Source organism: Desulforadius tongensis (assembly GCF_016907915.1).
GTDB classification, from domain to species: Bacteria; Bacillota; Desulfotomaculia; order Desulfotomaculales; family Desulfohalotomaculaceae; genus Desulforadius; species Desulforadius tongensis.
Genome location: NZ_JAFBCW010000033.1, coordinates 1 through 12621 on the forward strand (window position 1 = coordinate 1; position 12621 = coordinate 12621).

The window sequence follows — 12621 nt, forward strand, 5'->3', positions numbered from 1 at the left end:
ATGAACTTCGTTCCACAACATGAACCGCCGTATACCGAACGGTACGTACGGTGGTGTGAGAGGACGGGAGTTAATCACTCCCTCCTACTCGATTGGCTCAGCGGGCAAGAATAATTTCATGAAACTTAAATTACCCTATGGCAGATCTTATTTACAGGTAGATATTGATCCCGGAAACGTGGCGGGAGTATTGATGCCCCGCGGGATGAGAACTGCCGGGGCTGAAGAAACGGTAAGGGAAGCGCTGGCGGCTCCCATAGGCAGTGATTCGTTATATCGATTAGCACTGCAGAAGAAACCCCGGCACACGGCCATAATAATAAGCGATGTTACCAGACCGGTTCCCTATGGGGTAATGCTGCCTCCCCTGCTGGAAGAACTGCGCCAAGCGGGCATAAAACCGGAGCAAATAACAATAGTTATCGGTACCGGGTGTCACCGGCCCAACACCAAACAGGAAACGATACAAGCCCTGGGGCAAGATATTGTCAGCAGGTATAAAATTATAAATCACCATTGTGACGGCAATTTGGTTTTAATGGGTACACTTAATGATGGTACCAGGCTGTGGGTTAATTCAACGGTAGCTGGAGCAGACTTAAAATTGGCATTGGGGCTGATTATCCCGCACAAATTGGCCGGTTATTCCGGCGGTTCCAAAGCCATTCTCCCCGGCGTATGTGGTCGAGAAACAATTACCGCCAATCACAGCATGATGAATGATCCGCAGGCAAAAGAAGGTAACTGGAAGGATAATCCGGTGCGAATACAGATGGATGAAGCAGCCAAACGGGTTGGTTTAGACTTTATTCTTAATGTGGTTACGAACCATAAAAATGAAATTGTTTCTGCCGTGGCCGGTGACGTGAAGCTGGCTTGGTTGAAGGGAGTGGAGGCCTGCCGGTGGTTATGCAGTGTCACCGTGCCCTATCAATGTCCGGTGACTATTGCCAGCTGCGGCGGTTACCCCCGGGATATCAACGTTTACCAGGCCGTTAAACCAATGGTTAATGCCTCGCAGCTTACTGAAAAGGGCGGCACCATAGTTATATGTGCCCGCTGCCAAGAGGGCTATGGTGATCGCATATTTGCCCGCTGGATAAGGGATGCCCGGACCCCCGGTGATATAATAGACCGTTTCAATGAGCAGTATGTTTTGGGCGGGCACAAGGGATATGTGCTGGCGGAATTGGTAAGGAACTATGAAGTGGTACTGGTATCTGATTTGTGCCGGGAGGACAGCGGCAGGCTCTTTGTGACCCATCAACCGGACCTGGCCGGAGCCGTAAATTATATCAAGGAAAAACACGGCCCGGGTTACCGGGCCTGGGTTTTACCGTATGCTGGTTTGATTTTACCGGCAATGGATGTGAAAAAAGGTTCAAACTGCCGGTAGGGTAGACAATCATGCTTTATGAAAATGTTGTCTATGTAGTATATTCATCCAATGGGCAATACCGCTGGAGCAGCTGCTTTTTACTCATTACCAGCATTTTAGGCACCATTTTGGAACGGTGCTTGATAAAATGGGATAATCCCCTGGGGTGGAATACAATTAGCAGCCACCGCTGGTACCAGGTGGTGATTATTCTTAATACAGCGGGATATATGTCATAGATTTTAAAGCCCAGAAAACGGGCTCCCCGGTGAATCATTGTGATGCCGTAGACGGCTTTAACTTGTTTATACCGGGGGTCACTGGCCAGTACTGCTGCCACCCGGGGGAGTGACTGCTTGACACTGCGCAGCAGTGCCGTGGCAGTCTGCTCCGGGCCGGGGGCCCGGGAAGTAATGTTTAACAACAGGTTGTTGTCAAAGTGTAATTCACCCAGTAGGTCACCGGGTTTTATTAAGGTACCGTCCGGAAGATTTAACGGCTGGCCGCGGTATTTACGTAGGGCCAGGCTGAAGGCGGAGTCCACGGTGCCTGCCAGCGGTTTTACACCGGCTAAAGCGGCAAAACACCTTTCCCAGATGCTCCACAAAGAAATGGTTACCCGTTTGCAGCAGCTCAATTGAGCCCAGGCTTGTAGTGTGTCCGGCGGGCCGATGTGATAGCCCTGGCGGTATATTTCTTTAATGATTAAAGGCAGTGCCTTTACCATATGCCGGGGAGCGTTTTGACAGGAACAAACCGGGCCGGCACTGTCATGCAGCACGATAATGGCACCGCTTTTTAACCGGCGCTTGACAAAGCCGGTTATACTTTCTGCGCTGCACCTGCTTGTCCAGTCCCAGCACATAAAGGTCCATAATATTGAGCGGTGGCCGGTGATTACAGCTGTAAAGTAATTTATGCAGTTGTATACTCCCCAGGGTGCCCGGTAAAGAACCGGAGACTTACCTGTGGCAGAATATATTAATTCAGCTGCCTCTCTAATTTCATTTAAAGTGCTTTTGGGTCCCATTAACCATGCTAAACGGTGCTTCATACCGTGAATGCCTATGTGATGCCCTTCAGCAGCGATTCTTTTGATAACCTGAATATGTTTTTTAGCGTTACAGCCGGTAACAAAAAAAGCAGCCTTTAATCCGTGCCGGCGCAGTATATCCAGCACCTGGGGAGTATATACCGGATCCGGGCCGTCGTCAAAGGTAAGGAACACTTCTCTGCGTCCCTTTGGTCCCCTTTTAATTCCACCGATGCCGAACACTCTGATTAATATGGTTGGTAAAAAGGTATAAATAATTATTACCGTCAGTGTGCCCAGGACAATGTAGTTCCAAGGCAAGACTATCCCTCCTTCTGCAAACTGCTGTCCACGGGATACAGGAGATAAAAAAGCGCCAGTATAGTTAAGATTATTGAACTGCAGTAAACAGTTCCCGCCGGACCCAGCATGTTGGCGATTATACCTCCCAGGGCCGGGCCGGCTGCAATTCCTAACCCTTCAATGGTGCCGAATATTCCCCAACCTGTGGCCTGCAGTTTTACAGATATAACCCTGGCCAGCAGGGCATTCCATGCCGGCAGCACTATGGCGTAAGATATGCCCACCAGTGCGGCCAGTAAAAAAATAAACAGGTAATTTTGCACCAGCGTAAAGACAAACAAAAAAAGAGCGCTGAAACTAAAACCTGCCGACAGCAGAATTTTTAACGGTAAACTATCTACCAATTTACCCATGGGCACTAAAAACACCAGTGTGGCAGCTCCGCCGCTGATTAACAGAAACGCGTACTGGTTATGATTTAATCCCAGCACTGCACTGGCGTAGAGCGGTAAAACAGGCAGCAGCAGGCTGGCAGCCATTGTTTGCAGAAACATGCCCGGCAGCAGTATACGAGTTACCGCCGGCAGAGCGGCCAACCTTTTTAATTCCCCCCACAGGCTGCCGGCGGGAACTTTTCCGGTGTTTTTTTCTTTAGGGAAAACCCAAAAGGCAGTGGTTACAGCTGAAATATATAATACTATTAACAACCATATGGCCATATTATAGCTGTGGGAGATGGCAAAGTTGATTAAAACCGGCCCGGCACCCATACCGCTCAGCCAAAAGGTAAAAACAGCTCCCATTCGTGATGCCCGGCCGGGCATATCTACAGGGGCTACCAGGCTGATTACAGCGGGCCAAACAGGGGAAATACCCAGGCCAAATACTGCCGCGGCGATAAACTGTCCTAAAGGACCGGTTGAAAAACTTAAACCCCATATGCCGGCTAACGCAATAATTAGTCCTGCCAAGACAACCGGCCGGCCGTGACGGTCGAAAAGTAAACCGGCCATACCCTTGCTTAAGGTTTCCATCAGGTAATGGGCGGATACCGCCAGGCCTACGCTGGCAACTGATATACCCAAATATTTGACGGCATACACGGGTAGAAAGGTTAGAAAAAATGCTCCCCTGGTAAATTCAATCAGAAACAGCACTACCAGTAAGATCCATTCCCGGTTAGTCAGATTTAATTTTAAAATTCTCAGAAATCCTCCCTTGATTTTTAGTACATTTGCTATCCTGAAAAGGTTATCCTGCTGAACCCGGCATATTCGCCATCCTTGGCTCAGATGCCGGTGCCGCACTTCCTGTACGTCACCCTGCATCCACCGGCACCCCTCAGTTAATTTGACAGCGGCTCATCCATGAACGCTCACTTGTACAAAAGGCACCTGCTTTTTTCATCCGCTGCCGGTACCACTTTACGGTATGTTAGTGTATATTCTACCTGTTTAGGCTAATTCCTTTGTTATCCAATGTTACCAGTAATTAATATCTATTATACTAACCAAATTCCTGCTAATATAAATATGCGGCTCAATATACAAGCGGGGGGAAATGATGAAAACGTTGAAGCACGTTTTTGCACTTGTTTTGCTGGTAGTCACTGCATTGATATTTCCGCCGGCGGTGCTGGCACAACCGGGCGATGTAGAATTAAAACTTGGCTCCCGGGGGGACGATGTAATCTTTTTACAGCAAAAATTACAGCAAGCGGGGTGCTACCCGGAAGGGAAGTTATCCGGTTATTTTGGTTTAAGTACGCTGGTTGCGGTAAATAAGTTTGAAAAAGAAAATAACTTAAATACTGACGGAAAAATAACAGCAGAGGACTGGAAGGTTCTGGCCCCGGAACTGTATGTGAAGCAAAAATCAAAAAAAGTGGTGTTGGGGTATTATGAACAGTACGGCAGGTTGAACTCCAAGGAATCGTTAAATAAAAATACAGACAGCATTGACTTTACCGCCCCATTTAGCCATCATGTTCAGCCGGACGGCAGTTTGGAAGGACAAGTTCCGGTGGATGGAGTGGAAATTGCGCTTAAAAACAATGTTCAGCCCCTGCTGGTGGTACATAATATGGTTAATAACAAAATTGACAGCGAACTTGTGCACCAGGTATTAAACTCCGCTGCTAAAAGGAAAAAATTAGTGCAGAATATACTGCAGCTGATTGAAAAACATAATTTTGCCGGGGTAAATATAGATTTTGAAGCAGTAAAACCAGGCGACAGCCAAAAATATAATATTTTTCTTAAAGAATTAAAACAGGCTTTAGCTCCCCGCGGCTACCTGGTTACCGTGGCTGTACCGGCCAAAACGTCAGCTGCCCCAGGCAATTCCTGGTCCGGGGCTTATAATTACAAAGCCATTGGTCAACTGGTTGATTATGTTGTATTAATGACTTATGATGAGCACTGGTTTGGTGGAGTTCCCGGGCCGGTGGCATCATTACCGTGGGTGGAGAGGGTTGTAAATTATGCTGCCGGTCAGATACCCAGGGATAAAATACTGCTGGGTGTTGCCGCCTATGGTTACAATTGGTCTTCAGCTGCGGATCGTGCCAGTACGGTAATATGGCGCAGTGCAGATCGGCTGGCTAGATACGGCAGCATTAAATGGCACGATTATTACAAATCGCCATATATTAAATACCTGGAAAATGATGCAGCCCATGAAGCCTGGTTTGAAAATAAATACAGTTTAGCCTTTAAGCTGGATTTGGTTAACAGGCATAAACTGGCCGGTATTTCTATTTGGCGCTTGGGCTATGAAGATGATACTTTCTGGCAGACAGTTAAAAAGAAGTTTGCATCATAAACCCAAAGAGAGAAAGAGAGAACCTAAATTTTCAAAGGTTCTCTCTTTTAACTATATTTTTAGAAAACCAATACGTACTTAATTAATTATTGCAAATAATTCTTTTAGAGACTATAATTGAGATTGATAACAATTCTCCAACTTGATTATTACTATTACCGGGGGATGAGCAATGACGCTGGATAAAGCTAAAAGGGGACAGCAATTAATAATTCGTAAAATTCCTGATGAGTTGGTCCGGGCCCAAGCCATACGTTTCGGTATAACAGAGGGTTCGGTAATAACCTGTGAAGAGATTGTACCTGCCGGCCCGGTGGTGGTAAGGAGATCGAAGCAGGAAATAGCCATTGGGCGTAATTTAGCTAAAAATATAGATGTGGATTTGATACAGTAAACATTTTTGAAGTGGATTTCGCGCGGACTTTTCAAACATCCTCTTTCAGGATAGACATTGGTGCCATAAATGATACCAACAGGTAATGAAAAGTCCCGGCAGTTTTTCAGTAAGCAGCCGCCGGACTTAACGAATACGGCGGGCGGAGGCGGGGCAGCGCACAGGGCTGCGTTACCTTTAGCCGGTGAGGGCGAATATGCCGGGAATTCTGCCGCAGCATTTTTCAAGATAGGGCAAAGAGGTGTCGGCCAAGTGCACAACAGTACCTGCCATTGTGGTAATGTGTACAATGTAGCAATAACCGGAAATCCCAATGTCGGCAAGTCGGTTATTTTTAATTATTTTACTAATATGTATACAGATGTTTCCAATTACCCCGGTACCACAATAGACGTGATATGCGGTCGTTGTGGTGCTTACGTTTTCAGCGATGTTCCCGGGATTTACGGCCTGTCGGGTTTTACTGAAGAGGAAAGGCTGGCCCGGGATATTATTTTGCGTTCGGATATAGCGGTTAATGTGGTGGATGCATCCCACTTAGAGCGGGATTTATTCCTTACCCAGCATCTTATTGATGCCGGGATACCAATCATTGTGGTTCTGAACATGATGGATGAGGCCAAAGAGCAGGGAATATATATAAAGATTGATGAACTGGAAAAGGAACTGGGGGTTCCGGTGGTACCTGCGGTAGCAGTGAATAAAAACGGCCTGGACCTGCTGCTGAAAAAACTGCCTGAGGCTAAAACCGGGAATATAACCCCTAAATTACAGGAAAAAGTAGACCTTAACACCCCATCCCGGCCGGAGGCGCTGCTCATTGCCGAGGGGGATGAAGATATTGCCGGCAGGAACAGCTGCCGGCCGGGAAATTACCGGGATGAGTTATATCGATTACGCCGGAAGCGGGTAAACGAAATAGTGGATAAAGTGGTGCGAGAGATAACGGTGGAAGCATCTTTGTCCGCTAAGATAGGGCGCTTAATGTTAAAACCAGCAACCGGAATTCCCTTGCTGCTGATAACATTGTTGGCAATATACCAATTGATAGGGGTATTTGTGGCCCAAACGGTGGTGGGTTATATTGAAGAAGTTATTATGGGCCAGTACTATCAACCACTGGTGCGCCATATATTAAGCGGTGTGGTAACGGAGGACAGTGCCCTTTGGTCTGTTTTGGTGGGGCAGTTTGGTCTGCTGACCATGGCAGTAACGTATTTGTTTGGTTTGCTGCTGCCGCTGATATTTGGATTCCAGCTGGTACTGTCGATACTGGAAGATAGTGGTTATTTACCGCGAATTGCCACATTGTTGGACCGGCTGCTGATTGGAATGGGTCTTAACGGGCAGGCGGTAATACCTTTGATTTTGGGTTTTGGCTGCGTGACCATGGCCACCATAAGTACCAGAATGCTGGGATCTGACCGGGAAAAATTGATTGCCATTTTTTTGCTGGCCTTTGCTGTACCCTGTTCCGCCCAGATGGCCATCATTACCAGTATGATAGCCGGCTTAGGTTTTTTTTATGTTCTGGCCTATGGTTTAATACTGTTTACGGTGATGGTCGGCGCGGGTACTTTGCTGGCCAAGGTAATACCCGGCAGTTCCACTGACCTATGGATAGATCTGCCCCCGGTTAGACTGCCGCGGCTGGCCAACGTGTTAAAAAAGACCTGGATTAAATCTGCGGAATTTATTAAAGAGGCGGCTCCTCTTTTTGCTGCCGGTGCGTTATTTTTAAGCCTGCTGAAAATAACCGGGGGGCTGACCTTCATTGAAAACCTGCTGGTTCCGATAACGGTACACTGGTTGGGGCTGCCTAAAGAAGCGGCCGGCGGATTCATTTTAGGTTTTATACGGCGTGAGTTTGGTACAGCGGGTTTGTTTACCACCCCCATGGACCCGGTACAGCAGTTTGTGGCCTTGATTACCATTACCTTTTTTGTGCCATGTATAGCCACGGCGATGATAATATTTAAAGAGCGGGGCTGGAAGCAGGGGGCGGCGATTTGGCTTGTTATTTTCGTTTTAGCCTTTATTATAGGTGGTTTAGTGGCTAAGTTTATCCAAGTAATCAATACCATGCCGGGGGTTTCTGTAATGCCTGTGTTAGCAGGGCTGGCATTGATTGTTTTATCTGTGGTATTATGGGTAAATTGGAAAAGTGAAGGGATATTGAAAACATAAGTAAGGACAAGCGTACAAAAAGGTGATGCAATGAACTTTATAAGAATAATAGCTGTGGGCATAGTAATTTTGATTCAGCTGGTGGCCGTAGAAAGCGTACAGGCGGAAGAACCCCAGCTGGTTGGTGAAGCAGCCATTTTAATAGATGCTGAAAGCGGCCAGGTATTATACCAAAAAAATGCTCATAAACCCATGTATCCCGCCAGCACCACCAAAATACTCACTGCGCTGGTGGCATTGGAACAGGGGGAGCTGGATGATGTAATAACAGTTAGTGAAAATGCTGTCAAAACCAAGGGGTCAGCCATTTGGTTAAAAGAGGGCGAGCAGTTAACTTTGGAAGATATGCTGTATGCATTAATGCTCAACTCTGCCAACGATGCGGCTGTGGCTATTGCTGAGCATTTTGCGGGGACGGTGGAACAGTTCAGTCTGCAGATGAATGAAACGGCCAGGCGGCTGGGGGCTAAAAATACACATTTTACCAATCCCCACGGCCTGCCGGACGAAGAACATTACACCACAGCTTACGACCTGGCGGTTATTACCCGTTACGCCATGCAGAATAAAAATTTTGCCCGGATAGTGAACACCAAGACTAAAACCATTAAGCGCGGCGATCCTGAAGACTTTAAGCTTTTAATTAATCATAATCGCCTGCTTTGGAAGTACCGTTATGCCATTGGGGTAAAAACCGGGTATACCACCAAAGCGCGGCAGTGTATAGTGGCTGCCGCCCGCAGGGATAACCGAGAACTGATTGCTGTGGTGTTAAAAACTGAAGGGATAAATATCTGGACCGATGCCATCAGGCTGCTGGACTACGGTTTTAATAATTTTAAAAAGCAAAAAGTAATTGGTAAAGGTGAAATTATAAACCGAACTGAGGTTAAGTATGTAAAAGAAAAAATACCGCTGGTTTCGTCAAAGGACGTGTATTATAATTTTCCTGTGGACCACCGGCCGGACTTAAAACGAAAAGTAAAACTGGCTGCGGAACCGGCAGCACCGTTGGAGAAAAACGCCATCCTGGGACAGCTGTTAATTTATGACGGTTCCCGGCAGATAGCGGCGGTGGAATTATTATCAGGCCAAAAAGTGGAGCGTCCCCTTAATACTTACTGGTGGTACCGGGCTGTTCCGGTGTTAATTATACTATTGGCGGCGGTATTCATACTGCGGGTGCTGTGGAAAATAAAGACCAAGAAAATAAGGATTAGAAGAAGACGTTAAGAATATCGCGTTATTCATAAGAGTTATTGACATCAAGGGAAACTATTCATATACTGGAATAAAGTATGTGGTGGTGATATTTTTGAATAAAGTTATAAATGAGGTTAGTAAAAAATTAAAATCTCAAGAATACAAGCTGACGCCCCAAAGGGAGCAGATATTGCGGGTGTTATTGGAAAACAAAGATAAACATTTGAGTGCCGAAGAGGTTTATATGCTGGTGAAAAAGAAATCGCCCGATGTTGGACTGGCCACGGTGTACCGGACTCTGGAGCTGTTTTTAGATAATGACATCATTCGCTCTGTAAATTTTGGTGATGGTTGTAAAAGATACGAGTTTGGGGATCAGGAGGGTCATCACCACCATCATGTTATATGCTTAAAGTGCGGCAAAATAATAGAAATTGATGAAGACCTGCTGGAAGAACTGGAGAAAAAAGTGAACAAGGAACATAACTTTAAAATAACCAACCATGAACTGAAGTTTTTTGGTTACTGTAAAGACTGTGCCGATTAAGGCACTTTTTTTATGTCTTACCAGCAGGGAATGATATTTGCTGCCAGAATTCTATTAATAAAATGGACGAAAGGAACGATGCAGGTGAAAACTCTGCGCTTTAGGATACAGTTTAATGACCGGGTGGGCATTGTATTAGATGTATCCAAAGTGGTATCAGTTAAAAATATTAATATCATTTCCCTGCAGGTTTTGCCCAATGACATGTACTTAGAAATTGAGGCTGTTCCCGCCGCTGACTGCCGCCGGCTGGAAAAAGAGTTGGCCCAAATACCGGAGGTAAGGGCAGTGGAAAGAATAGATATGATGCCCCACGAAGAAGGGGAACGTAAAGTAAAAGCAGTGCTGGATTCAGTAAGTGAAGGGATCATTGCCATCGACAAAAGAGGGTTAATCACCATATTTAACCCGGTGTGTGAAAAAATACTGCGCTGCAGTGCGGAAGAAGTGATGGGGCGTCATGTAAGCGAAGTGCTGTCTGAAAACATTCCCATGCTGAAGTCGCTTAAAAACGGTAAATCATATGACAATAAAGAAATGATAGTATCTACCCCCCGGGGACGTCATCATTACCTGACCACAGGCAGGCCCATTGTGGATGAACATAAACGTATCCTGGGAGTGGTGGCAACTATTAAGGATATGTCTCAGGTACGGGATCTGGTGTATTCCATTACCCAGCCGGCAATGATTACCTTTGATGATATCATTTACGGCAGCAGAGAAATGATTCAAATTGTTGAGCTTGCCCGACGGGTGGCCAGAAGTGATACCACAGTAATGATTAGAGGGGAAAGCGGCACCGGAAAGGAACTGTTTGCCAGGTCCATCCACATGGCCAGCCCCAGGCGCAATAAACCCTTTGTACCGCTGAACTGCGCGGCCCTGCCGGAGTCCCTTTTAGAGAGTGAATTGTTTGGATATGCAGACGGTGCCTTTACCGGAGCTAAAAAAGGTGGTAAGCAGGGACTATTTGAATTTGCCAATGACGGAACGCTTTTTTTAGATGAGATAGGAGAACTGCCACCGCACCTGCAGGCCAAGCTTTTGCGGGTGCTGCAGGACGGAAAAGTAAGGCGTATTGGGGGCAGAAACGAAATTGCTGTTAATGTGAGGATAATTGCTGCCACCAACCGCAACCTGGAAGAAATGTTAAAGCGGGGGGATTTCCGCAAAGACCTGTATTACCGCTTAAATGTATTCCCCATTTCCATTCCCCCCCTGCGGGAAAGACCGGAGGATATACCCCTGCTGGCCCAGTACCTGGTGGAAAAGTTTGCCCGCCGATTGGGCAAAACGGTTACCGGCATAAGCGGCGGAGCGATGGAAAAGCTGATAAAATACAGCTGGGCCGGCAACGTACGCGAGCTGGAAAATGTAATAGAACGGGCGATAAACCTGGTGGAAGGGGAAGCAATTCTGCCGGAACATATTATTTTAGATCACGGCACCGGGCCCCAATTGGAACAGGTTAATATACCCGGCAGCCGCCAGGAAGTGTCCACGTTAAAGGAAGTGGCTGCTGCCGCGGAAATTAAGGTGTTAAAAGCGGCTTTGAAACGCTGCGGCACGGTGCGCCGGGCGGCCAAAGCACTGGGGGTTTCCCATACCACCGTGCTGAACAAGATAAAAAAATACAATCTAACCAATCCCGAGGAGGGGGGCAGCACTGCCGGGGAATGAAACCCCGCCACGGGCTTAGCAGGATAACATTTTTCAGGGCAGTATCAGCTGCACAATTACCATCATAAAATAATTTGAGGTGGTTAATTGTGCAGCGAAAAAAGAAGATAGGTTTGGCGCTGGGAGGAGGCTTCTTAAGGGGAGCGGCACACATTGGTGTGTTAAGAGTGCTGGAAGAAGAGGGATACAAACCGGATATAATTGTTGGCACCAGTGCCGGAAGCATTGCAGCAGCCCTTTATGCTGCCGGGTGGTCCACAGATCGGATTGAAAAACTGGCTAGATCCATAAAATTGGAAGATGTATATGACACCTGGTCAACACTGCTTAACCTGCTGTTGATAATGGGCAATATGGTTTGTGATTTTTTAAAACTACCCTGGCCATGCAGAGTACCCCTGGGATTAATGAAGGGTAAGCGCTTAGAAAAGTTTTTAAACCGGTACATTACAGATAAAGAATTTAAACACCTGCAGATGACGCTGGCCATTACCGCGGTGGATATTAACTGCGGTTCCAAAGTAATCTTTCTGCATGAACCGCTGCGGCCCGTTGGTGCCCCGGATGAAGTTTATTTATCTGATGTTTCGGTGGCCGATGCAGTGCGTGCCAGTACTGCCGTGCCGGGGCTGTTTGAACCGAAAACAATAAAAGGTTACCAGTTAACTGACGGTGGACTGAGGGAACAGGTGCCGGCTGAAGTGCTGCATAAACTGGGTGCCGATGCCATCCTGGCGGTTGATGTGGGTTATGACGGGGAAGCCTGCAGCAGAGTGAGCAATATAGTACATTTGCTGATGCAGACACTGGACATTATCCGCCATGATTCCATCAACAGGGAACTCACAACCTATGCCGACCTGGTGCTCAGGCCGCCGCTGGCAGGTATCGGCCCGTTAGATTTTCACCGTATCCCCTATGCCATATCCCAGGGTGAAGCAGCAGCAAGGGAAATGCTGCCGGAAATAAGAAAACTGTTTGCTGAGTAAACTATCAAAACCCGCCTTGGCCGGGTTTTGATAGTTTATCCATTTTTAAACATTACTTTTATGATATAATATTTAAAATTT

General features: G+C 46.8%; 10 protein-coding genes. 8 read left to right on the plus strand and 2 right to left on the minus strand.

What is annotated here, in order from left to right; translation table 11 throughout:
- Positions 1-118 precede the first annotated feature (118 nt).
- The gene (locus tag JOC37_RS11500; protein WP_204619100.1) at positions 119-1396 is read left to right on the plus strand and encodes a nickel-dependent lactate racemase family protein; all 1278 of its coding nucleotides are present in this window, start codon (positions 119-121) and stop codon (positions 1394-1396) included.
- 31 nt (positions 1397-1427) lie between these two features.
- Here the strand turns inward: JOC37_RS11500 and JOC37_RS11505 are convergent, their stop codons facing one another.
- Together JOC37_RS11505 and JOC37_RS11510 are read right to left on the minus strand one after the other, a co-directional pair.
- Positions 1428-2732, minus strand: a complete 1305-nt coding sequence (locus JOC37_RS11505) for a polysaccharide deacetylase family protein (RefSeq protein WP_204619102.1) — start codon at positions 2730-2732, stop codon at positions 1428-1430.
- 2 nt (positions 2733-2734) lie between these two features.
- Positions 2735-4042, minus strand: a complete 1308-nt coding sequence (locus JOC37_RS11510) for an MFS transporter (RefSeq protein ID WP_204619104.1) — start codon at positions 4040-4042, stop codon at positions 2735-2737.
- Between the two features lie 235 nt (positions 4043-4277).
- On the opposite strand from JOC37_RS11510, the gene JOC37_RS11515 reads away from it, so the two are divergent.
- From JOC37_RS11515 to JOC37_RS11545, 7 genes are all read left to right on the plus strand, one after another.
- Positions 4278-5537, plus strand: a complete 1260-nt coding sequence (locus JOC37_RS11515; protein WP_204619111.1) for a glycosyl hydrolase family 18 protein — start codon at positions 4278-4280, stop codon at positions 5535-5537.
- 172 nt (positions 5538-5709) lie between these two features.
- Positions 5710-5931 (plus strand): FeoA family protein, encoded by a 222-nt coding sequence (locus JOC37_RS11520; RefSeq protein WP_204619112.1) that lies wholly within the window; start codon positions 5710-5712, stop codon positions 5929-5931.
- Between the two features lie 252 nt (positions 5932-6183).
- Positions 6184-8118, plus strand: a complete 1935-nt coding sequence (feoB, locus tag JOC37_RS11525; RefSeq protein WP_338017385.1) for a ferrous iron transport protein B — start codon at positions 6184-6186, stop codon at positions 8116-8118.
- Between the two features lie 30 nt (positions 8119-8148).
- Complete coding sequence (locus JOC37_RS11530; RefSeq protein WP_204619114.1) at positions 8149-9351, plus strand: D-alanyl-D-alanine carboxypeptidase family protein; 1203 nt, start codon at positions 8149-8151, stop codon at positions 9349-9351.
- Between the two features lie 82 nt (positions 9352-9433).
- Positions 9434-9868, plus strand: coding sequence for a Fur family transcriptional regulator (locus JOC37_RS11535; protein WP_204619115.1), 435 nt, complete (start codon positions 9434-9436; stop codon positions 9866-9868).
- Between the two features lie 78 nt (positions 9869-9946).
- Entirely contained in the window at positions 9947-11551 is a 1605-nt protein-coding gene (locus JOC37_RS11540) for a sigma 54-interacting transcriptional regulator (RefSeq protein WP_207754996.1), read from the plus strand.
- Between the two features lie 89 nt (positions 11552-11640).
- Positions 11641-12540, plus strand: a complete 900-nt coding sequence (locus JOC37_RS11545) for a patatin-like phospholipase family protein (RefSeq protein ID WP_204619117.1) — start codon at positions 11641-11643, stop codon at positions 12538-12540.
- Positions 12541-12621: the final 81 nt, after the last annotated feature.